The sequence below is a fragment of the Vibrio sp. M260121 genome (assembly GCF_036533715.1).
Taxonomy (GTDB): domain Bacteria; phylum Pseudomonadota; class Gammaproteobacteria; order Enterobacterales; family Vibrionaceae; genus Vibrio.
On record NZ_JATABF010000029.1, the window covers coordinates 1 to 21,012 of the forward strand.

Consider the following 21,012-nt stretch of genomic DNA (forward strand, 5'->3'; position numbering starts at 1 on the left):
CAAATTGTTCTTGTGCCCAAAGTTTAGCGTCTGAATATGTCATCTTAGTGTTTCAGTGAGGAATAGTAAGTGATCAGATCGCACACACGTTAAAGAGTTCAAAAAAAATCCCCAAGCTACAAGCTTGGGGATTTGTGTATAAGAGACAGACTGGTGGCAAGGACAACGGTTTAAATTACTCTAACTTGTCGGTATTGCGGTTTCTTTGCTCGGGTTTGCGTGGTTAATGCTGCCATCGGCAACACGTCCTGATGTTTGGTCAGCTTTGTTAATGGTGTTGTCAGGCATTTGTTGGGCAGGATTTACCGCATTGGGTAAGCAAGCTCCCACTCCTAGCAGCGGCATTACTTGGGGGTTCATTACCGCTTCTATCTTTGGGCTTTTACTCTCTCCTCTTCTACTAGAGTCCATTCACGTTACGTTGCAAGGCGTAATGCTCGCGGTTGTATCCGGCGCCATCGCCTCTGGTTGCGGTTACGTCCTTTGGTATCAAGTGATGAAGAAACTAACATTATTGCAAGCGGCGGTAAGCCAACTTTCCGTGCCAGTTATTGCTTTAGTGCTAGGAAGCTTTCTGTTGGGTGAAGTGCTGACTGTACACTCCATCATTACCAGCTCAGTCATTCTTGGCGGTATCAGTTTGGTATTTTTATCTCGCTCTCAAAAAAGTGCTTAACACTCAGACAAGCCAATAAAAAATCGAAACTTTCCTCTAAACTTCAAGAACATCATCTATGCTTTTGTTAGGTATTTGTTTTCACAAAATGTTGGAAGTGTTCAGTACCTAAGACGCTGGCGACTTATTTTGATTTGAAATTTGGTGTGGTAATTCCTGCAAATATGTATCAGTAATGAGATTTTCTAGTTAAACGTTTTCTTGCTCATTTTTCCCTCATGCCATAAGCGGTGGGGAGTGAACGGTGATTTGGGCACTTTTACCTCATTTGGTTTTGACAAAGGATTTACAAACCACTTCTTTTCAATCGCTATATTCCGCCTCCGCGATTTATTCAGAACGAAATTCTGATTATTGATTGAATAAATTCATCGACTTACAACCATAAGCCTGAGCTAACTGTGACACTATGAACGATAAAAGCAAATTCGCCACAAAAGTAGCGCTTAGCCTGACTCTGGCTTATCTGATCCCGTTTTCAATGGGTTGGCCGCAAGCTTCTACAGCGGCGACCACTGTTATGCTGATCGCTTCAACAGGCAGCCGTCGTGAATCGCTAGCGAAAGGCACATTGCGAGTGTTGGGTACTTTGGTCGGTGCTGTGATTGGCTTGTTGCTAGTTGGAATGTTTGCCCAAGACCGCTTCATGTACATGCTCAGTGTCTCTGTGGTTGTGTCCTTTATCTTCTATTTCCGTAACGCTTACCAAAAAGATCCAACCTTACTTGCCTTAACCGGTGTAATGACTTTGATGATGTCTAACGGTGGCGATGCAGAGGGCGCGTTTATGTACGGCGTTGACCGCGCGTACATGACCATCTTTGGCGTGGTGCTTTACACCTTGGTCGGCACCTTCTTATGGCCAACAAAGACAGAGCAAAACCTTCGTCAGCTTATTGAACAACTTAACCAAGCTCAGCAAGCCCTGTTCGCAGCGATTTTACAGAACTTCGAACAAAGGCATGCTCAGCAGCAAGGGTTGGTTCCTGCTTCAGGCACGCAGGACAGTGAAGAAGACGAAGAACCTAAGCCCACTATCGACGAGTTACTAGACAAAGTATTCGCCGCACAAAACGCGTTAGAGCAACGCTTCGCAACCGTCAGTGTCGAGTGCAGTGATGTCTCGGCCTACATGAAAGAATGGCAACTTGCCGTCCACTTCAATAAGCAAATAACCCAAGAACTCAGCGTGGCAGCACACAGTCACTTTAGCCACCAGCAAGACCGAGGCTGCATCAATAACTTCGATCAAGCCATCGAAGAAATTCAAGCACTATTCAAAACCTGCCAAGAAATGTGGGACAACGAGGGGCCAGCTTACCGCGCTCAGGAATTTAACGTTGATTACAACCAACAAGCTTTGTCAGATGCTCCCCATCTAGTCAAAGGCTCTGCCCTTACACTGGGCCACTTACTTAAGCTAATGCATCAGAGCTTATCTCGCCTTGCAGAGAGCATCAGCTGTATTGATTCGGTCACCAATAATGTCTCGTTCAAACAAGATCTGCCGAAGCAGAAGAGCAAGTTCCTTTGGTGGGATGCCGAAAACTTCAAAACGGCAGTGAAAACCTTCACGACATATTGGGTGGCTGGGTTGATTTGGATTTACTTCAACCCACCGGGTGGCTACTCGTTTGTTACCTTCTCAACCATCTTTATGTCACTGCTGTCGTTCGTACCTGTTCACCCATTCATGCTGCTGATTTTGTTTACGTTCGGCTTCCTGTTTGCGGTGCCTTCGTACGTCTTCATCTTGCCGGGATTAGAACTCGGTGGTGAACTCGGGTTGTTCATCTTCATCTACACCTTTATCGGCTTCTACTTGTTTAAAGGGCCGGTGACCATCTTCTACATGATTGGTTTGTTTGTCCTCGGTCTCGACAACAACATGACCTATCACTTTGGCATTCTGATGACGATCATGACCTTGTTCTACATGGTGGTGTTCATGATCATTTTCGCTCACTACTTCCCTTTCAGTTCCCGCCCAGAACATTTGTTCTTAACACTGAAAGAGCGCTATTTCAGGCACGTTGGCGACCTATTTACCAGCTATCATGAACAGTCTGAATCTACATTTAATAAGATGAAACGCTCACTGCACTTGGTGACACTGAACGTTTCCTCTAAAAAGCTCAAAGTGTGGGGGTCGAAGATCAACCACAAGCTGTTCGACAAGACACCGCCAGAAGCAATTGGTGCATTCAGTAAGTCTTGTGACGCTTTAAGCAACCACGTAAACATCTTGATTGCCGCCGAACAAAAGCTATTAAGTAACCCACTTATCAAACAGTTACGTAGCAAACATACCGATTCCATATTACCTCTGATGGCCGGTGCATTAGCAAGCCACCAGACGACCGACGAACTCGATTCTGTGTTCGAACAATACAGCCAAGATTACCAATCCTTTGAAAATAAACTGGAAGATTTCTTTAGTGAGTTGGATTTATCTGACTACGTTTATTCAGAGATAGCTGGTTTTTATATCTTGCTGAATTTAAAAAGGAACGTGTTCGAAGCGATAAATCAATGCAAGCAAACCTACGAGGATATCGATTGGGTGAACTTACGTCAGAAGCGGTTTTAAAGGTGAGGATATGATGCTTCTAAAACTAACTAAACCAAGCCTCGCCATACTCTCTGTTCTCGGATTGAGTGCGTGTACAACTTTGGGTCCGGATTACGTCCACCCAGAGCAAACCGCCTTGCCAAGTGATTGGTCGGTAGAAAAAGCGGCGCAAGACACACAGCAATCCGAGCAAAAACTGCAACAGTGGTGGCAGCAGTTCAACGATCCAACGCTGAACCAGCTGGTTGAGATGGCGAGCCAACAAAACCTCGATCTTGAGGCGGCGGGGCTACGTATCGTCCAAGCACGCTCGCTATTGGGTATCTCCACAGGATTGCAATACCCACAAGTGCAAACCGTATCCGGTAACTTAGCCAGAGCTTATGTGAACGACCAAGGTGTGAATAACGCTGCCTTGTCGTTTGACGCAGGCTGGGAAATGGACATCTGGGGCAAATACGCACGCGGCATTGAATCTGCCGAAGCGGGATACTATGCATCGATTGCGTCTTACCACGACATCATGGTGACCATCACCTCTGAGGTAGCACGCAACTACATCAACTACCGCACGTTCCAAGAGCGTATTTTGCTCTCTCGTCGAAACATCGAGATCCAAGAGCGCGTGGTGAATATTACTCAGGTGCAGTTTGATTCGGGTAACGTAACCGAGCTTGACGTTCAGCAAGCGAAGAACCAACTCTTCAATACTAAAGCGGCGCAACCTTCGCTTGAAATTGCAATGAAGCAGTCGCGCACAGCATTGGCGTTGCTGTTGGGTGTCCTGCCAGAAGACGTTGAGAAGCTGTTGCAATCTGATGGCTTTGCCCAACGTATGGCAGATTACGAAAACCAGTTTAAATCCTCAGGCAGAAAACCAGCCTTGTCTGGTAATGATGAACGCTCCATCGTGCCTCGCCCTCCTCTATTGGATGACAAAGTGGATGCGAACTTAGTAATGCGTCGACCTGACTTGCAGGTTTCAGAGATGCAAGCGCGAGCGCAAAGTGCTCAGATTGGCGTTGCAGAAACAGCACTGTACCCAAGCTTCACCCTGTTCGGTTCAATTGGTATCGACAGCACAGTACCTGACGGCAGCAGCTTTAGTTTCAGTGACTCGTTGACCATGGTCGCAGGGCCAAGCTTTAGCTGGAACATTTTTCAGTACGGCCGAGTGAAGAACAACATCCGCTTTGAAGATGCTCGCTTCCAAGAAACCATCACCAACTACAACAAGAAGGTGCTGCAAGCCGTTAATGAAGTAACTAATGCGCTGGAAGCTTACGACTTGTACTTGGAGCAAAAATCGCTGCGTCTGCAATCAGTGAACTCATCCATTCGCGCGTTCAACATCTCGATGACCCAGTACGAAAACGGTCAGATTTCTTTTGAGCGTCTGCTGAATTCAGTAGAGAAAATGACTCGTGCAGAAGACAGCTACGCCACCATCAAAGGTAACGTCGCAAACCAAGTGGTTGCCCTCTACAAAGCACTCGGTGGCGGTTGGGAAACCCAAACTGGTAAGCCTTTCTTATCAGAAACCGTTGCAAAACAGATGCAAGACCGCAGCGATTGGGATGATTTGCTAGACGAAGAAGAACGCGTTCTGCCGCCACTGCTTCTTGAGCAACCATCAGACAAAACACAAGCGGACGATGCCCAGAAAAATAGTACCGAGCAAACAAGTGCTGAGGAAAAAAGTGCAGAGCAAGATGGGGAGGTGCAGTAATGCCACACGAACTCTCTTGGGGTGACGTTTACTTCTCACCGCTGCTCTTAGTGCTGATTCTAGCTGTCACCGCTACATGGATAACGGTGATCATTTTGAACAAAACGCGCTTGTCTCGTTTCATTGCGTTTCCGTCTCTGACATTCATTGCCATCATGGTGTTTTACGTGGTGGCCATCGACAGTTTTTATATACAGTTTTAGGTGCCCAACAAGATGAAAAAACTACTCGTTATTGCACTCAATCTTGTCATTCTTGGTGGCGCGGCATGGCTGGGCTATCAGAAATTCGAAGAGTATTTTAACAACCCGTGGACCCGTGATGGTCAAGTACGCGCGAACGTTATCAAGGTCGCACCTCGTGTGTCTGGTCCTATCGTTAATGTTGCCGTTCTGGACAACCAAGAAGTAAAGCAAGGCGACCTGCTATTTGAGATCGACCCGACCACTTACGAAGTTGCCCTATCACAAGCGGAAGTGGCGTTGGAAAAAGCGATCGTCAGCTCTCGCGGTAAAAAGATCGAGTACGATCGTTTAAAAGACATTCGTGCCAAAGACCGCGGCGCAGTTTCTCACAAAGACCTCATCCGTCGTGAGATCACTTATGAGGAGTCACTACTGCAAATCAAATCAGCAGAAGAACAGCTTAAATCTGCACGTCTAAATCTTGGCTACACCAAAGTTTACGCATCGGTCGATGGATTTGTTTCTAACCTTGATATCCGTAACGGCACACAAGCCGTGGCAAACCAGCCGTTAGTGGCACTTATCGACAAACATAGCTTCTGGGTATTCGGTTTCTTTCGTGAGAGTCAATTGGCGCAAATCGCTCCGGGTAGCGATGCTCGTGTGACCTTGATGTCTCACCCAGACACACCAATCGACGCTACGGTCGACTCGATTGGCTGGGGTATCGCACCGAAAGACGGCACGGTGGGTTACAACCTACTACCAAACGTGAATCCGGTATTCCAATGGATTCGCTTAGCGCAACGTATTCCCGTTCGCGTTTCTCTACATGAATTGCCAGAAGGCGTTGACCTTCGCTTTGGCCTTTCTGCTTCCATCATGGTGATGAAAGACTCATCACAAGAACAAGAGTAGGAGTTAAAAGGGCATAACCATGGTTATTGGAAAAAAACTCAAAAATATCAATGAAGAAAACAACTTCTTCTATCTGACCCTAGCGCTTATCGGACTATTGATCGGCGGTGCGTTTGTTCAGGTCGTTGGAGAAGGTGCAATGGAGCATCTGTTGCAAGGTTTCACCATCATCACCTTTATCGTCTGCATGGCGAGCTTGCGCTTTGACAAAAACTGGTCGCGCTTTCTCTACACCTTGCTTGGCACCTGGGTCGTAGTGATCGTCATCAAGGCCGTTTTGGGCATTAAAGAGATGGATGTGGTGATGCTTGCTCTCACCTTCGCGTTCTTCTTTGGTACGTTCAAATCTATTGCGCGACAAATTCTTTTCACTGGGCATGTGAACACCAACAAAGTGATTGGCTCAGTTGCCCTGTTTTTGCTGTTGGGTCTGATGTGGGCAATTGCTTACCTCATCCTTCTTGAGTTCTCTCCAAACTCCTTCACAGGGATGGAAGCCATCTCTTGGGGGCAGAACTTCTCAAATGCAGCGTATTTCAGTTTCGTCACCTTAACCACTCTCGGTTATGGCGACATCAGCCCTCTAACACCATTGGCACAAGTCGTTGTGTATTTAGAGGCCATTGTAGGTGTGTTTTATATGGCGATTGTTGTTTCAAGTCTCGTCAGTTCCAACATTGAACATCAGGTAAACAAAAATGGATAAACAATCGGAAAAAAATGAGAGTAAGATTTTCATCAGTAACATGGTGGAATCTGCTATACGAATCGGCTTGATTTTAATCTTGCTGATGTTTACGTACGACATCATAAAACCTTTCATTCTTCCTGTGATTTGGGGGGCCATCATCGCGGTAGCATTGATGCCAATTTGTAAGAAGCTGGAAAGGGTGTACGGTGGTAAACGTGGTCTGGCTGCAACGACAATTGCATTGTTGGGTATCGCCCTTCTAGTTGCGCCTCTTGTCATGGTTTCAGGCTCTATAGTTGATGGTGCAACTCACGCACTTGAAGTACTTCAAAACGGCGACATCAAAATCCCCGGTCCAAAACCTTCTGTTGCTGAATGGCCTCTTGTCGGTGATAAGCTTTATGAAGTATGGACACTGTTTGCGACTAACTTAGAAAAAGCAATTCAAACCTTCATGCCACAAATCAAGTCGGGTCTAACGTCTCTGCTTGGCATGGTCGGTGGTGCTCTAGGTAGCTTGCTACTTTCTATCATTTCACTAGCGATTGCTGCTGGCTTTATGACTTACTCGGAGTCAATTGCCTCTGGCTTGCGAACCGTTGCTGTACGTACGGCTGGTGATAACGCGAAGAGTTGGACAACGCTTATTGCCGCAACCATTAAGAGTGTATTGCTTGGCGTAGTGGGTGTCGCTGCAATCCAAGCGCTACTGATTGGTGCGGGCTTCTTTATCTTCGGTGTTCCAGCAGCAGGCCTACTGACTCTGATTCTGATGATTCTTTGTATCGCTCAGCTCCCTGCACTGCTTGCTGTACTGCCGGTGGTTGGCTACATGTACATGACCAACGACACGAGCACAGCAACCATGTTTACGGTTTGGGTTGTGGTCGCAGCGCTGTCTGAGAACTTGTTTAAACCCATGTTGATGGGTCGCGGTGTTGATGTTCCAATGCCTGTGATTCTGCTTGGTGCAATCGGCGGTATGCTCTTCTACGGCATCGTTGGTCTGTTCTTGGGTGCCGTTATCCTAGCGATTTGGTACGAACTGTTCGTTTGGTGGTTGAGCATTGAGAAAGCACAACAGCAAGAAGAGAGCTTGCGAGAAGAGAAGGATGAAGCACAAGCCGAATCAGGACACGGTGCGGGCATCTAATCCTTATTAATCATCTCATCAATTGAAACAAACCGCTGCCTTTGCAGCGGTTTGCGCAACTAAGTTCACAGTTTCATTGTTTGCTATCCGATTAAAATGACGTTCTTGTTAAATTTTCAATCTTCTTACATTAGGGAGTTGCAATCAGACAATGATCGATGCACTCTCGATGACCACTAATACAGTGCTTAGGATAAAAACAATGAAATTGATCAAGCCTTTAACTTGCGCGCTTGCTCTGGCAATGAGTGGCATGGCTTTCGCGGATGTGACAGTAACCGTTCCTGACGACGTTTCTATTTTGGCGGCTAACGGCGAGAAAGTGAAATTATCGGGTGGCTTCTTTGCTTCAGAACGTTCACTAACTCTACCAGATGGCGTTAACCAAGTTGTATTCCGTTACTCACCATACTTCAGCCAAGGCAATGATCGCCTAAGCGTGGAAAGTGACGTTATCGTAACTCGTTTCGACGCCGTGGACGCAGAACTAAGCCTACAAGTTCCTGAATACCGTGACCTTCGCCAAGCGGAAGACAAAATCAAAGACCTAGATTGGAAGTTGATTGATGCTTCTGGCAACGCAATTGCGGTAGAGCAAGACAAGCTAATCAAACCTGGCATGCAAATCGGTCGTGATTACGTGCGCGAAGTGGAAGATTACAACAAGACTGGTGGCGTAGCGGCAATCGGTGTTGCAACAGCAGCGGTTCAACCTGTAACACTTCCGGCAAAAATTCCAGCAGACATGAAGCAAACGAAGCCTGCGACAATGAAAGCAGATTCAACGGCTGAAGAAATGCTGCATTTCTGGTACCAAAAAGCGGACGCCGAGACACAAGCGCGCTTTAAAGACTACATCAACCAGCAATAAGCCCGTTGTGTAGTTAACGAAAGATTCAATGCAAAAAGCCACACTCGAGTGTGGCTTTTTTAATTCAGAATTTATACGCCAAGGTCAGCATTGGACCATAGAATCGGTAGGTAACATCGAGCGCGGACTTATCACTTTCATAGTCCACGCCGACTTCGTAATAGTTGAATGACCCCGTAATACTGAACTGATCGGTAAAGAAGTATTTCGCACCGACGTCGAGCTCTAATAAATAGCCCTCGATATCATCCACTGCGAGATAGAAAATCTGCGCATGACTTTTCAAGATCCAATCTTGATTAAGCGAATACTCCGCCCGAATGCCTAAATCAGGTAAAGGAGCCGTAACATCACTCAGTACCGTCTCATCTACAAACATCACCGGAAACTCATCAACGCCACTCACTTTTGCGCCAAGCTTGCCATCTAAACCTAATGACAGCCACATCACGTGCAGCCCCGCCAATACATCCACCGCCCATTTATCACTGGTGTAAAACTGATAACCGTAACCTAGGCGTGCAATATCAATGTTCAGTTCTGTGGTCAGCTTAGAGCCAGCTTGAACCGCATAAGTGGTGCCATCAACGGTAACTTCAAAAGGCTTGGTTACCGCTGTGCGGGTTGCCTCACGGTGCAAACTACGCCAATCAAGATACACGCTATGTTTTTTATTGAAGTAATACTCCACCTCAACATAAGGCAGCACGGTAAACTCTTTCAAATCGAGATCAGATTCGAAATCAATGGTACGTATTTGGTCGAGGTAAGGGTCGTAGGCGTTAAGTTTGGTGTCAGTGCGAGAGAAAAATCCCCCCGCTTCAATCTCCCACTCTCCAGCAACGACGCCGGAAGAAATGAGAGTAGCGAGGCACACTGCCCAACCTGCTTTTTTCATCATCCTTGAATCCTAAGCGATTGAATTTATGTCTGAAGTAAGTGTAGTTGTAGGAAGGGAGATATGAAAAGTTGACTCGATCGCAACTCTGAATGAAATAAAGATTGTAATGTAGGATAAGCGAGTGGCTTAGCATTTGACGACTTTGGTGCCCGAAAGCATGTCGTGCAACAAACGTCGCTCTGGATGGCAAAAAAGCAAAACGATGTTCACTGGTGAAGTAAATGGTATAAGCATCTCTATCAAATAGCTTAGACACAATCGAAGTGAAGCAGTGACTTTCGTTGTATCGTGACCGTTCTTCATCACGACTTTAATACCAACGAGCCGCATACCCATGGTTTGCCCTTCCCTAAGCAAATTCCAATTCACTAGCATCAACATAGGTATGGTTAGCACATAGCTAGCCTTGGTATCTTTTACTAACTGAAGGTTTTCACTCAAGGAGAGTTCGAAGCCATTCACAAATGAATTGATGGTCAACGCGATCAGCAACACGAATCCCGTTACGATCATCAGATCGATGAAACCGCCAATAATCCTTTGCTTTCTATTGGCAATAGAACGACTCATACCTAATCCCCTCAAATGCAAGCTGATGCATTCTAGGGACGAGACTGACCATGCTCAATTAAGAGACGTTATATTTGTGACGCTCTCTCAGAAGTGAGATGGTCTAAAAATTAGTCAGTGCTTACCAATATCTCTCGTAAATGATATTGCCCCCCGTTCGGGCACGATACTTTTCCAAGCCTATCTCTTGCAGTACTGGAGAGGTGTCTTTGATCATCTCTGGGTTGCCGCACATCATCACAAAGCTGCTTTCTTTAGAAAACGGTAAGTCAGCGCGATTAACGAGCTCTCCTGACGCAATCAGATCTGGAATACGGCCTTGAAGCTTACCCGGAATACTCTCACGACTGACAACCGGCACATAACGAAGACGACCTTCATATCGCTGTTGAAGTTGCTCAATCAGGTATTTATAAACTAAATCTCTTTCGTAACGCACACCATGCACCAGCACAATGTGATCGCTATGTGGAAGTAGATTGATGTCGTCTAATAAAGAGAGAAATGGGCCAATGCCTGTGCCCGTGGAAAGCAGCCATAGATCGTTTGCGTGCTTGGGAATGGTATCGTGGATCAGATCGCCATGGGCCGTTTCACCAACATAAATGCTATCGCCGGTTTGAAGCTGCTGCAGCCTTGGAGTTAGTTGCCCTTCAGGGTTCGCGACGACTAAGAATTCGAGCCATTCGAACTGCTCACTGGGCGCATTCACCACCGAGTATGCACGGCTAATGGGGTTGCCCTGTTCGTCGAGCAAGGCGAGTTTGGTAAATTGTCCGGCTTTGAAGGAGAGAGGCGCACCGGAAACTCGTAAACTGAACAGCTCACCTGTCCAGTCGATTCGTTTTTCTACTTTGGCAAGATTGAAACCTTTCAGTTCTGTCATTGGACATCTCCTTTTGGTTACGCTTACTTAAACCTACGCCTCACAACTGACTATGTAAAGTTTTTAGTTTATAAAAATAAGCATCTAATTCATTTCACGTTTTACATACAATTTTATTACATTTTAATTAGTTCCATCTAGAATAAATACTCAAAGTGATAAGTCGCTTAGCAAATTGCGGCAACGTCGATGAAAAAGGAACATTAGTAATGGATACGTTATTAAAAGAATTCCCAGTGATTACGGAAATCACAGTCGCTTGGGGAGAGATGGACGCCCTACAACACGTCAATAATGCGGTGTATTTTCGTTACTTCGAAACTGCGCGTTTGGACTACTTCAACAAGATTAATCTGTTGGTAGATTTGCAGACATCTCACATCGGTCCGGTTTTAAGTGAAACCCAATGCCGCTATAAGCTACCCGTTACGTTTCCAGATACGCTTTTGATTGGCTCACGCGTAATCGACATGCAAGACGATCGCATGACAATGGAATACCACGTGCTGAGCAAGAAGTGGGGCAAGATTGTGACTGTCGCCACCGCCACTGGTGTGATGTTTGATTTTAAGAACAACGTGAAAGCCGCAATTCCAGACCATGTTCGCCAGTCGATTTTAGAACTGGAAAGCACCGTGGGCAGTACGCATCATTTGGAGTAATCAAGAGGCGAGATGCGAGAGAGCAGAATCAAGATTCCCGACTGCGCCCCTTCGTCGCTATCGGGAATGACGCAGAGGAACTCTTCCAGCCTACGCGATAAGAAAAGTTGTGTCATTCTAGCGAGCCAAGGCGAGACTAAGAATCTACTTACCGCTTGCTGCAAACCATAGAGCGATGAATTACCTCGAAATACTATGCATCACGCTAGGTTTTCGCTTGAGTGTTGGCCCCTACAATACGAGCTCGGACGTCATTCCGGACAAGCCTAAGCGAGCCATCCGGAATCTCTCTTTTAGACGTGCATCAAATCCAATTAACAGAACGTCTCGATGTACAGCGCTTCCACCTTATCTCTCGCCCATTGCGTTTTACGCAGGAACTTCAACGACGATTTAATCGAAGGGTCTTTCTGAAAACAATTAACACGAACGCGCTCATGCATTCCCTTCCACCCAAAGTGCTCAACTAAACGGGTAAGGATTTTTTCTAAACTCAACCCGTGAAGTGGGTTATTCGGCTGCTGTTGGCTCATGCTATTGATCCAGTAAAGTGAAGTTGCGCGCTAATCTAACTCAAACTCGCCGTGCAACCTAATGTTTTAGCCTTGAATTGCCCTGCGACTCTCCCCTATAGTAGCTCAAACTTCTTAAAAGCCCCTTTTCATTATGAAAGCCCTCAACGATCTGAATATCTTTGTCGAAACCGCACGCCAAGGCAGTTTTTCGAAAGCCGCCAACAGCATGGACATGACACCTGCAGCCATCAGTGCATCGATCAAACGTCTTGAAGGGCAGATTGGCTTTCCGCTGTTTGTACGCTCGACTCGCAGCCTGCGCCTAACCTCCGAAGGTGAACTGTTCCTAGATAAAACCACCCAAGCATTGGCAACATTGCAAGAAGGTTTGGATCAGATCTCAAGCGCGCGTGGTGAGCTATCAGGTCAATTGCACATCACGGCACCATCTGACTTTGGTCGTAACATGCTGCTTGATTGGGTTGATGAGTTTATCGAGCTCTACCCGAACGTCTCCATCAAGTTAGAGCTATCTGACAGCTTGACGGATATGTACACCAAACCCGTCGATATCGCGATTCGATACGGTGAACCTGCCGATTCTAACCTCGTCGTATTGGCGTTATGTGGTGCAAATGAGCGAATCTTGTGTGCTTCTCCAGAATACGTCGCAAACAATCCTGTGCTGACCAAACCGGAAGATCTTAACCAACACAACTGTTTGTGTTACATGGTGGCGGATTCGGTTTACAACAAATGGACGCTGACTCGCGGAGACGAAACAGAACAGGTTGTCGTGAGCGGCAAGCTATTTAGCAACGACAGTGACTTATCTCATCGCTTAGCAATCAAAGGCAAAGGGATCGCCAACAAATCACTGATGGACATCAGCCAAGATTTGATTGAAGGAAGATTGGTACGCGTATTGCCAGAGTGGGATTGTGGTCCCGTACCGCTTTACATGATGTGCGCCGATCGTCGTTTGCTGACGCCAACCATTCGTACTTTCCGAGATTTTATCCAAGAGAAATGTTGCCAGCAAAGGAAGTCTGTACTGACAACATTCTGTTCAGAGCGTTAACCAACGAACGTCATCGGTCGGATATGGGTGTACTCAAGTAGGCCGTTCTTTTCTAATGTAGAAAAACATTGCGCAATGTGAGGGCTTTGTAAGTGGTTGTCTAAAGCTTCTTGCGATGCCCAAATTTCTTGGAACATAAACAAGCCTTCGATCTTTTGATCCAAATACAGTTCGTATTGGCAACAACCCTCTTCTTCACGAGTGGGAGCGAGTAGTTCAGTCAGTAACTGAGTCACCTGTTCAATATGGTCAGGAAAAGCTTTAATTTCTGCGACTAGATGGATCATTTTTTATCTCTTTGAGTGTGTTTCTATATTCCAACAATCTACTCCTTTCCACCCAAGAGAAAAATCGACCTAAGCGAATAACTTTTTCAAAATAAATTTGAAAATTTATCTGACGCTAATTAAACAACGACTTCACCCACAACACTAAACTGTCCCATAACTTCCCAATCCACGAGCCCTCTTCCACCGCTTGGTTACTTACCAATGGATAGCTCGCCACGGTTTTATCGTCACTCTTCCACACGACTTTGCCAACCACGTCCCCTTTTGCGATGGGTGCAATCAGCGGCTCATTCACAACCACGCTCTTGTCTAAACCAGCGGTTAGAGAGCGAGGCAGTGTCAGGTACGCATCTTGCGCAAAGCCTAAATCAATCTCACTGACATCGCCTTTCCACACTTTTGCACTCGCCTGAACTTCGCCCTGTTTTGCCACTTGTTTGGTGTCATAAAAGCGGAAGCCATAGCTGAGCAGGTTCTTAGACTGGCTAATGCGTGACTGTTTGCTTGGCGTTCCCATCACTACCGAGATAAGTCGCATCTTTCCTTGCTTTGCAGAACTGACCAAACTGTATCCCGCATTGCTGGTGTAGCCCGTTTTGCCGCCATCGACATCCATCGATTTGTCCCACAACAGTTTATTGCGGTTGTATTGGGTGATCTTGTTCCACTTAAATACCTTCTCACTGTAAAGCGCATAGACTTCAGGCACGTCATTGATGATGGATTGCATCAGCGTCGCCATGTCATTAGGAGAGGTTTGAATGCCCTCGCTATCCAGACCATGCGAGTTAACAAAGTAGGTATCGTTCAAGCTGAGCTTATCTGCCCAACCATTCATCAAGGCGACAAAAGCCCCTTCACTACCGGCAACATGTTCGGCGAGCGCCACACAAGCATCATTACCGGATTGAATGATCACACCACGCATTAGATTGGTGACTGTGATTTCATCTTTGGGTTGGATAAACATTTTTGAGGAGTCTGGGAATTTGGCTGACCATGCGTTCTCACTCACCGTCACTTTATCATCCCATTGAAGCCGCCCAGATTTGATTTCTTGCCCTACGACGTAAGCGGTCATCAACTTAGTTAAACTGGCAGGGGCTAATCCGGCACGCGCGTTTTGCTCCGCAATGATGGCACCGGACTGAAAGTCCATTAACACATAGCCTTTTGCCTGCAACTGAGGCGGATTCGGCGTTACAACTGCCAATGCAGGGGCACTGATGGTCTGTAGTAATAAACAAGTGAGCGTGATTCGGGTAAGTGACGTGTTCATCAAGCATCCTCCATGGTCAATGACCGCCAAATGTCTCGTTTCATAAAAACTGATCAAGATGGTGATAAAACAGTGATTTCTAAACTGCACCTATCAGATCATAGTTCACTCAGTGCATACCAACACGGAAAGATCGAAGAGTTTCTGTTTTGAGTACCATTCCATGCCTTTCAGGCTTCAAAAATCGACTTCTTACAACAAATCTATTGTTTCTAATAAGGAATTCGATATCGTAAAGCGACTATAAACAAGGACAGACCACAACAATGAACGCTCAATCATTTATCGACGCAGGATTGCATTACACGCCCCACTCGTTCACCGTGCCACTGGATTACCAAGCTCTAAGCAAAGGCACGATCAACGTCTTCGCTCGCTCCGTTTGTTTAGTCGGCGATGAAGACTCTGACAAACCGTGGTTAGTGTATTTTCAAGGCGGTCCGGGCTTCCCTTCTCCTCGCCCAAACGGAAACAACGGTTGGATAAAACGCGCACTGAGTGAGTATCGTGTACTGCTGCTCGACCAACGCGGCACTGGCAACAGCAGCGTGATTAATCACCAAACGCTTGCGCACCTCACGCCGAAGCAACAGGCAGACTACTTAAGCCACTTCCGCGCAGACAACATTGTTCGCGATGCGGAATTTATCCGTGAACAATTTGGTGTTGAGAAGTGGGCGATTTTGGGTCAAAGCTTTGGTGGCTTCTGCTCACTAACTTATCTATCGCTGTTCCCGAACAGCCTGCTGCAAAGCTACATTACGGGTGGTGTGCCTTCGGTTTCTCGTCATGCCGATGATGTGTATCACGCAACCTTTAAGCGCACCATGGAGAAAAACCAAGCCTTCTTCCAGCAATTCCCACAAGCGCAGCAGCTGTGCCAAAACATTGCTGATCACTTATTGGAGCACGAAGAGTTTCTGCCAAATGGTCAGCGTTTTACTGTCGAACAGTTCCAACAAATTGGGATTAACTTTGGCGTCAGTGATACCTTCTTGCCAACTTATTACTGGCTAGAAAGTGCCTTGATTGAAGTGAACGGTAAACCTCAGCTTCGTTATGAATTCCTAAACGACATGCTGGCGCAGCAAAACTTCCAGACCAATCCAATTTACGCGATTCTGCACGAATCGATTTACTGCCAAGGGTTTGCTTCTCAATGGAGCGCACACCGAGTACGTCAAGAACACGATGCGTTCAACTATGAACAAGGCAAGTCGTTCTACTTCACTGGAGAAATGGTCTTCCCTTGGATGTTCGATCAATACGTAAACCTAAAGCCACTGAAAGGAGCGGCGGAATTGCTGGCAGAGAAAGCCGATTGGACGCCATTATACGATGCCCAGCAATTGGCAAACAATAAGGTGCCTGTGAGCTGCGCCGTCTATGCCGACGATATGTTTGTAGAAATGGACATCAGCCGTGAAACGCTCGCTGCAATGCCAAACTCAAAAGCTTGGATCACCAATGAATATGAGCACAACGGTCTTCGTGCAGATGGTGAGCGCATTCTCGACAAGTTAATTGCGATGGGTAAACAAACCGAAGCGACACTGAAATAAGCGGCTAACGTTCAGATATCCGCTAATAACGTAGATAGAAAAACGCCTCTTTATCACGAGATAGAGAGGCGCTTTGGTTAGATTCAGGTTTAAATCGACGCTAGTCTTTGACTCGTTTAGTCATCATTTTGGTGATCACGCGATAACCCATCTTATGGTAGAAATCTTCGCCTTCGTGATTAAATGACGCCACGGTTAAACCGAGCTCTTCAATATCTTGGCTGCACAAATCACTCTCGATTTTATCCATCAAAGACAAGCCAATACCTAAGTTACGATGGCTTTCAGACACCACCAACTCATTGATATATCCAACGCGTCTTTCTGGAGAGAGAATCGAGTTGACCTCTCGCACGGTGCCAGAGATAAAACCAACCACCTGCCGGTTAGAACAAGCAATAAAAGCCGTGATGCTGCCATCAAAATATTTATCGAAGATGTTGCGATCTTCCCTTAACTGCGCCATTTCTTCCGGAGAACGGTAGAAATCTGGCTCAGCATTATGGTGAGAGGTGTCGAGTTCGACCAAGAGCATTTTCAACAGTGGGACGTCTTCTTCTCTTAGTCTTCTGATATGAAACTGTTGCATGTTGAATTCCTTTGCCAACCGACCTGTATCAAGCACAGATCTTTGCTTCAACTGATTATCGGATAAGAAGTTTTAGGAATGTGAAGCGAATCAACAGTACAAATTTCGACCATTTATGTCGAGTACGTTTTCAACAGTTTTACGAGTTTTTACTGATAATTTGAACATCCACAAAAATTTTAAGGTATTCAAGTGCACTAAACCTCTATAACACAGCGTTTGACGCATTGAGGGAATATCCGCATAGTTTGTCCGTATTTCCGACTAAATTACTCAGGTATACTCCGAGCCGCTAAAATTGTTAGGTATCGAGTCGTCGAACCATCGACCTTTTAAAGTAAGGAATAATCATGAGTCAGTATGTTGTCTGCGCCCTGTATAAATTTGTGGAACTGGAAAACTACCAAGAGTTACGCGAGCCATTGCTTGCCCTAATGGAAGCCCACGGTGTACATGGAACGTTGCTACTGGCGAGTGAAGGTATTAACGGTACGGTAGCAGCGAAACGCGAAGGTATTGATACACTGCTTGCATGGCTAAATGCCGAGCCTCGCCTTACTGGTATTGTTTACAAAGAGTCGTACTCAGATACTCAGCCGTTTAACCGCACCAAAGTAAAGCTAAAGAAAGAGATCGTGACATTGGGCGTTGAAGGCATCGATCCTCGCCATGTCGTTGGCACCTACGTGAAGCCGCAAGATTGGAACGATCTGATTGCTGATCCAGAAGTATTTGTGGTTGATACTCGTAATGACTATGAAATTGAGATCGGAACATTTAAAGGTGCAGTTAACCCAAATACGGACAAGTTCCGCGAATTTCCTGACTATGTCAAACAGAACATGGACCCAGAGAAACACAAAAAAGTTGCGATGTTCTGTACTGGTGGTATTCGCTGTGAAAAGTCGACCGCTTACATGAAAGAGCAGGGCTTTGATGAGGTGTACCACTTAGAAGGCGGCATTCTGAAATACCTAGAAGAAGTACCAGAAGAAGAAAGCTTGTGGGAAGGCGACTGCTACGTATTCGACGGTCGCGTTGCGGTGAACCATCAGCTAGAAAAAGCGGACTACGACTTGTGTAACGCTTGCCGATTGCCAATCACAGAAGAAGACAAACAATCAGAGCAGTTTGAGCAAGGTGTCAGCTGCCCAAAATGTTTTGGTAAACACAGTGACGAGCAAGTAGCGCGCTTCCGCGAGCGTGAAAAGCAAGTGTCGTTAGCAGCGGTTCGTGGCGAACAACACGTCGGTGGTGAGAGCGCCAAACAACGTGAGCAGCGACGCGCAGAAAAATTGGCAAAGAAAGACGCGCAACGTAAACAAGCGTAATCAATCTGGTGCGAGCTAACAAACCTAGCTCGCACTTCCTCCCCTTTTTATCTAATTTCAATAAAGCTGGTTATCTTTCAGCAACACTTCTAGCTCATTAGTACCAATGCTGCTTGGCTGCCCAACCATTTCATCATAGGCACTTTGCTGGCGAAGCATCTGTTTGTTCGCTTTCAAGTTACGACATTGCTTTTGCAACTCTAGTATCGAATGCGCCCTTAAAAACTTCCCTTTATCGTCGGTAACAAAATGCTCCTCTCCGTCGACTAGAACCGAGACTTGATACAATGCGAGATCGAGAGAGTGGATGACAAGCTTGTCGATATAGAAGAATTTTTCCAGTTTACTGAGTGGCATAGACATAAAGCACCTCCTTGCTCCGTGCCTGTACGTCAACCGTAATAAAATCGATCACCGAGTGAGAAATTTGCCTCTCTCATGCGTAGAAATCGGAAAACCAATGAGGGCTCCGATGCAAACAATCAACTTAGTGTGGCTAAAACGCGACTTACGCCTGACCGATCATGCACCTTTGCAACACGCTCTATCTTCTGAGAATCCAACAGTGCTGCTCTATATTTTTGAGCCCATGCTGTTGGATGACCCACATTACTCCGAACGTCATTGGCGCTTTGTTTGGCAATCACTCCAAGACATGGACGCCCAGCTTACTCAACATGATCAAAAGGTCTCAGTAATGTTTGGCAATGCTCGGGATTGTTTGAGTGCGATTCAAAAGCAATTCAACATCAATGCCGTTTTCTCCCATCAAGAAATTGGATTGAATTGTACGTTTGAGCGAGATAAACAAGTATCAGCATGGCTTCAAGCACAAGGCATTCCATGGCATGAGTTTGAACATGGCGCAGTTGTGCGAGGCGCAAAAGACCGATTCGGCTGGGACAAACATTGGGATACCGTTATGCGAGCTCCCATAGAAGAGGTTGAGCTCGAAAGCGATTCTCTTATCACCCTCGATATCGACGCGCTAGGCTTCACCTTTACTCCCCCTTCTTCTTGGTTGGAAAAAGTACAAGGCATGCAAACTGGCGGGAGCTCACTCGCTTGGCAAACATTAGAAGACTTTTTTCAACGCCGAGGACGAGATTATTACCGCAGTATTTCCAACCCGACGGCATCTCGGACAGCCTGTACTCGCCTCTCTCCCTATCTTGCATGGGGGAACATTTCGCTTCGAGAAGTGTATCAGAACCTCTTGCAACATTGGCAAGTGACGGGGTTTCGTCGCAGCCTAATTGCGTTGTCTTCAAGGCTTCATTGGCATTGTCATTTTATGCAGAAATTTGAATCTGAATGTGAGATGGAATTTCGCTGTGTGAACCAAGCCTATGACCCTTTGCTCCGCCAAGCGAGCCACAACGACCAAACCCAACTAGAGGCTTGGAAGGAGGGAACCACTGGCATACCTCTCGTCGATGCCTGTATGCGCTGCCTTCATCACACGGGATACATCAACTTTCGTATGCGTGCGATGTTAGTGAGCTTTTTAACACATCATATGAACATGGACTGGCGCGATGGCGTAACTCATCTAGCGCAGCTCTTTCTCGACTTTGAGCCGGGCATCCATTATCCACAATTTCAAATGCAGGCTGGAGTGACGGGCACCAATACCATCCGTATCTACAATCCGACGAAACAAGCACAAGAACACGATGCCGATGGTGAATTCATTCATAAATGGATTCCGGAGCTCGCTAAGGTACCCACCCCACTGTTGTTTGAGCCTTGGAAAATGACCGCAATGGAAGTCGTGATGTACCAGTTAGAACCGGACTCAAAATACCTCGCCCCAATAGTCGATGTAGAAGCGAGTGCGAAAGCAGCCAGAGAACGATTGTGGGCTTGGCGAAAACGTACCGACGTAAAAATGGAAGGTACACGCATTTTAGCTCAGCACGTCCGTTCTTCTAATAAAAAGAAAGCCAGTTGATCGCCAAGAAAAGGGCGTGCGTACAAACAGGGACTTTATCAGGGAGAGAGCGGTACCCAAACAACAAAAGGAATGCATTATGTTGAAACGCATCTTGGTTACGACCACGGTTTTGTTCGCCACCCTAACTTTTTTACTGCCAGCGAAAGCACATGAACATGGAATGATGAAAGAAGACATCGTTGATGTGGCCGCAGCAAATGGCTCGTTCAATACGTTGGTCGCAGCAGTCAAAGCCGCAGGCTTAGTGGATACGCTAAAAGGTAAAGGTCCATTCACTGTATTTGCACCCACAGATGAAGCTTTTGCTAAGCTTCCAGATGGAACAGTCGAAATGCTACTCATGCCCGAGAACAAAGATAAGCTGGTTGCGATTCTCACTTACCATGTGGTTCCGGGAAAAGTGATGGCTGCAGACGTAGTCAAAATGAATAAAGCGACGACAGTCCAAGGGCAAGACGTGATGATCAAAACCATGGGCGATAAAGTGATGATCAATAACGCTACCGTAATTGCCACCGACGTCAAAGCTAAGAATGGTGTGATACACGTGATCGACACCGTCATCATGCCGAAATAGTGACACAACATGGAAGG

Annotated in this window: 21 protein-coding genes and 1 pseudogene; 14 read left to right on the forward strand and 8 right to left on the reverse strand. The window is 46.3% G+C overall.

Annotated features, from left to right (window positions below; all coding sequences use genetic code 11):
• Positions 1-151: 151 nt before the first annotated feature.
• From QTO06_RS15690 to QTO06_RS15725, 8 genes and pseudogenes are all read left to right on the forward strand, one after another.
• A pseudogene (locus QTO06_RS15690) lies at positions 152-676 on the forward strand (DMT family transporter); the annotation flags it as partial.
• Between the two features lie 409 nt (positions 677-1,085).
• Positions 1,086-3,266: an FUSC family protein gene (locus tag QTO06_RS15695; RefSeq protein ID WP_331408821.1), complete on the forward strand. Its 2,181-nt coding sequence runs from the start codon at positions 1,086-1,088 to the stop codon at positions 3,264-3,266.
• Positions 3,267-3,276: 10 nt separating this feature from the next.
• Entirely contained in the window at positions 3,277-4,977 is a 1,701-nt protein-coding gene (locus QTO06_RS15700; protein WP_331408822.1) for a TolC family protein, read from the forward strand.
• Positions 4,977-5,180: a DUF1656 domain-containing protein gene (locus tag QTO06_RS15705; protein ID WP_005453214.1), complete on the forward strand. Its 204-nt coding sequence runs from the start codon at positions 4,977-4,979 to the stop codon at positions 5,178-5,180. The genes QTO06_RS15700 and QTO06_RS15705 overlap by 1 nt, the downstream gene beginning before the upstream one ends.
• A 12-nt stretch (positions 5,181-5,192) precedes the next feature.
• Entirely contained in the window at positions 5,193-6,080 is an 888-nt protein-coding gene (locus tag QTO06_RS15710; RefSeq protein ID WP_045383752.1) for an HlyD family secretion protein, read from the forward strand.
• A 19-nt stretch (positions 6,081-6,099) separates the two neighbouring features.
• Positions 6,100-6,786, forward strand: a complete 687-nt coding sequence (locus QTO06_RS15715) for a potassium channel family protein (protein ID WP_005429340.1) — start codon at positions 6,100-6,102, stop codon at positions 6,784-6,786.
• Positions 6,779-7,924, forward strand: a complete 1,146-nt coding sequence (locus QTO06_RS15720) for an AI-2E family transporter (RefSeq protein ID WP_005429338.1) — start codon at positions 6,779-6,781, stop codon at positions 7,922-7,924. Before QTO06_RS15715 ends, QTO06_RS15720 begins: the two co-directional genes overlap by 8 nt.
• Positions 7,925-8,126: 202 nt before the next feature.
• Positions 8,127-8,795 carry a DUF2057 domain-containing protein gene (locus QTO06_RS15725; RefSeq protein WP_331408825.1) on the forward strand — a complete coding sequence of 223 codons (669 nt, stop codon included), beginning with the start codon at positions 8,127-8,129 and terminating at the stop codon, positions 8,793-8,795.
• A gap of 64 nt (positions 8,796-8,859) precedes the next feature.
• Here QTO06_RS15725 and QTO06_RS15730 read toward each other — a convergent pair whose 3' ends face one another.
• From QTO06_RS15730 to QTO06_RS15740, 3 genes are all read right to left on the reverse strand, one after another.
• The gene (locus QTO06_RS15730; protein ID WP_331408826.1) at positions 8,860-9,696 is read right to left on the reverse strand and encodes an outer membrane beta-barrel protein; all 837 of its coding nucleotides are present in this window, start codon (positions 9,694-9,696) and stop codon (positions 8,860-8,862) included.
• 126 nt (positions 9,697-9,822) lie between these two features.
• Positions 9,823-10,266, reverse strand: coding sequence for an RDD family protein (locus QTO06_RS15735; RefSeq protein ID WP_331408827.1), 444 nt, complete (start codon positions 10,264-10,266; stop codon positions 9,823-9,825).
• 121 nt (positions 10,267-10,387) lie between these two features.
• On the reverse strand, positions 10,388-11,152 hold the full coding sequence (locus tag QTO06_RS15740; RefSeq protein ID WP_331408828.1) for a ferredoxin--NADP reductase: 765 nt from the start codon (positions 11,150-11,152) through the stop codon (positions 10,388-10,390).
• 209 nt (positions 11,153-11,361) lie between these two features.
• Between QTO06_RS15740 and QTO06_RS15745 the strand changes: the two genes are divergently transcribed.
• Complete coding sequence (locus QTO06_RS15745; RefSeq protein ID WP_331408829.1) at positions 11,362-11,814, forward strand: acyl-CoA thioesterase; 453 nt, start codon at positions 11,362-11,364, stop codon at positions 11,812-11,814.
• Between the two features lie 314 nt (positions 11,815-12,128).
• Here the strand turns inward: QTO06_RS15745 and QTO06_RS15750 are convergent, their stop codons facing one another.
• The gene (locus QTO06_RS15750; RefSeq protein ID WP_005429327.1) at positions 12,129-12,347 is read right to left on the reverse strand and encodes a VF530 family DNA-binding protein; all 219 of its coding nucleotides are present in this window, start codon (positions 12,345-12,347) and stop codon (positions 12,129-12,131) included.
• Between the two features lie 133 nt (positions 12,348-12,480).
• On the opposite strand from QTO06_RS15750, the gene QTO06_RS15755 reads away from it, so the two are divergent.
• Complete coding sequence (locus QTO06_RS15755; RefSeq protein WP_331408830.1) at positions 12,481-13,410, forward strand: LysR family transcriptional regulator; 930 nt, start codon at positions 12,481-12,483, stop codon at positions 13,408-13,410.
• Here QTO06_RS15755 and QTO06_RS15760 read toward each other — a convergent pair.
• Positions 13,407-13,697, reverse strand: a complete 291-nt coding sequence (locus tag QTO06_RS15760; RefSeq protein ID WP_331408831.1) for a putative quinol monooxygenase — start codon at positions 13,695-13,697, stop codon at positions 13,407-13,409. The two genes, QTO06_RS15755 and QTO06_RS15760, sit on opposite strands and share 4 nt — an antisense overlap.
• Before the next feature lie 115 nt (positions 13,698-13,812).
• Positions 13,813-14,979 carry a D-alanyl-D-alanine carboxypeptidase family protein gene (locus tag QTO06_RS15765; protein ID WP_331408832.1) on the reverse strand — a complete coding sequence of 389 codons (1,167 nt, stop codon included), beginning with the start codon at positions 14,977-14,979 and terminating at the stop codon, positions 13,813-13,815.
• Between the two features lie 266 nt (positions 14,980-15,245).
• Here QTO06_RS15765 and QTO06_RS15770 point away from each other — a divergent pair, with 266 nt between their 5' ends.
• On the forward strand, positions 15,246-16,541 hold the full coding sequence (locus QTO06_RS15770) for an alpha/beta fold hydrolase (RefSeq protein ID WP_331408833.1): 1,296 nt from the start codon (positions 15,246-15,248) through the stop codon (positions 16,539-16,541).
• 100 nt (positions 16,542-16,641) lie between these two features.
• Here QTO06_RS15770 and QTO06_RS15775 read toward each other — a convergent pair whose 3' ends face one another.
• Positions 16,642-17,130, reverse strand: coding sequence for a GNAT family N-acetyltransferase (locus tag QTO06_RS15775; RefSeq protein ID WP_331408834.1), 489 nt, complete (start codon positions 17,128-17,130; stop codon positions 16,642-16,644).
• Positions 17,131-17,480: 350 nt separating this feature from the next.
• On the opposite strand from QTO06_RS15775, the gene trhO reads away from it, so the two are divergent.
• The gene (trhO, locus tag QTO06_RS15780) at positions 17,481-18,461 is read left to right on the forward strand and encodes an oxygen-dependent tRNA uridine(34) hydroxylase TrhO (protein WP_331408835.1); all 981 of its coding nucleotides are present in this window, start codon (positions 17,481-17,483) and stop codon (positions 18,459-18,461) included.
• A gap of 57 nt (positions 18,462-18,518) precedes the next feature.
• On the opposite strand, the gene QTO06_RS15785 is transcribed toward trhO, so the two are convergent.
• Positions 18,519-18,824, reverse strand: a complete 306-nt coding sequence (locus tag QTO06_RS15785) for a DUF6482 family protein (protein WP_331408836.1) — start codon at positions 18,822-18,824, stop codon at positions 18,519-18,521.
• Positions 18,825-18,933: 109 nt separating this feature from the next.
• Between QTO06_RS15785 and QTO06_RS15790 the strand changes: the two genes are divergently transcribed.
• The gene (locus QTO06_RS15790; protein WP_331408837.1) at positions 18,934-20,415 is read left to right on the forward strand and encodes a deoxyribodipyrimidine photo-lyase; all 1,482 of its coding nucleotides are present in this window, start codon (positions 18,934-18,936) and stop codon (positions 20,413-20,415) included.
• 79 nt (positions 20,416-20,494) lie between these two features.
• Positions 20,495-20,995 (forward strand): fasciclin domain-containing protein, encoded by a 501-nt coding sequence (locus tag QTO06_RS15795; protein ID WP_009703236.1) that lies wholly within the window; start codon positions 20,495-20,497, stop codon positions 20,993-20,995.
• The last annotated feature ends 17 nt before the right edge of the window (positions 20,996-21,012 follow it).

What these genes read in the sequence shown, in the direction of transcription:
- QTO06_RS15695 (WP_331408821.1), top strand. Translation starts at nt 1,086, where the DNA reads ATGAACGATAAAAGCAAATTCGCCACAAAAGTAGCGCTTAGCCTGACT.
- QTO06_RS15700 (WP_331408822.1), top strand. Translation starts at nt 3,277, where the DNA reads ATGATGCTTCTAAAACTAACTAAACCAAGCCTCGCCATACTCTCTGTT.
- QTO06_RS15705 (WP_005453214.1), top strand. Translation starts at nt 4,977, where the DNA reads ATGCCACACGAACTCTCTTGGGGTGACGTTTACTTCTCACCGCTGCTC.
- QTO06_RS15710 (WP_045383752.1), top strand. Translation starts at nt 5,193, where the DNA reads ATGAAAAAACTACTCGTTATTGCACTCAATCTTGTCATTCTTGGTGGC.
- QTO06_RS15715 (WP_005429340.1), top strand. Translation starts at nt 6,100, where the DNA reads ATGGTTATTGGAAAAAAACTCAAAAATATCAATGAAGAAAACAACTTC.
- QTO06_RS15720 (WP_005429338.1), top strand. Translation starts at nt 6,779, where the DNA reads ATGGATAAACAATCGGAAAAAAATGAGAGTAAGATTTTCATCAGTAAC.
- QTO06_RS15725 (WP_331408825.1), top strand. Translation starts at nt 8,127, where the DNA reads ATGAAATTGATCAAGCCTTTAACTTGCGCGCTTGCTCTGGCAATGAGT.
- QTO06_RS15730 (WP_331408826.1), bottom strand. Translation starts at nt 9,696, where the DNA reads ATGATGAAAAAAGCAGGTTGGGCAGTGTGCCTCGCTACTCTCATTTCT.
- QTO06_RS15735 (WP_331408827.1), bottom strand. Translation starts at nt 10,266, where the DNA reads ATGAGTCGTTCTATTGCCAATAGAAAGCAAAGGATTATTGGCGGTTTC.
- QTO06_RS15740 (WP_331408828.1), bottom strand. Translation starts at nt 11,152, where the DNA reads ATGACAGAACTGAAAGGTTTCAATCTTGCCAAAGTAGAAAAACGAATC.
- QTO06_RS15745 (WP_331408829.1), top strand. Translation starts at nt 11,362, where the DNA reads ATGGATACGTTATTAAAAGAATTCCCAGTGATTACGGAAATCACAGTC.
- QTO06_RS15750 (WP_005429327.1), bottom strand. Translation starts at nt 12,347, where the DNA reads ATGAGCCAACAGCAGCCGAATAACCCACTTCACGGGTTGAGTTTAGAA.
- QTO06_RS15755 (WP_331408830.1), top strand. Translation starts at nt 12,481, where the DNA reads ATGAAAGCCCTCAACGATCTGAATATCTTTGTCGAAACCGCACGCCAA.
- QTO06_RS15760 (WP_331408831.1), bottom strand. Translation starts at nt 13,697, where the DNA reads ATGATCCATCTAGTCGCAGAAATTAAAGCTTTTCCTGACCATATTGAA.
- QTO06_RS15765 (WP_331408832.1), bottom strand. Translation starts at nt 14,979, where the DNA reads ATGAACACGTCACTTACCCGAATCACGCTCACTTGTTTATTACTACAG.
- QTO06_RS15770 (WP_331408833.1), top strand. Translation starts at nt 15,246, where the DNA reads ATGAACGCTCAATCATTTATCGACGCAGGATTGCATTACACGCCCCAC.
- QTO06_RS15775 (WP_331408834.1), bottom strand. Translation starts at nt 17,130, where the DNA reads ATGCAACAGTTTCATATCAGAAGACTAAGAGAAGAAGACGTCCCACTG.
- trhO (WP_331408835.1), top strand. Translation starts at nt 17,481, where the DNA reads ATGAGTCAGTATGTTGTCTGCGCCCTGTATAAATTTGTGGAACTGGAA.
- QTO06_RS15785 (WP_331408836.1), bottom strand. Translation starts at nt 18,824, where the DNA reads ATGTCTATGCCACTCAGTAAACTGGAAAAATTCTTCTATATCGACAAG.
- QTO06_RS15790 (WP_331408837.1), top strand. Translation starts at nt 18,934, where the DNA reads ATGCAAACAATCAACTTAGTGTGGCTAAAACGCGACTTACGCCTGACC.
- QTO06_RS15795 (WP_009703236.1), top strand. Translation starts at nt 20,495, where the DNA reads ATGTTGAAACGCATCTTGGTTACGACCACGGTTTTGTTCGCCACCCTA.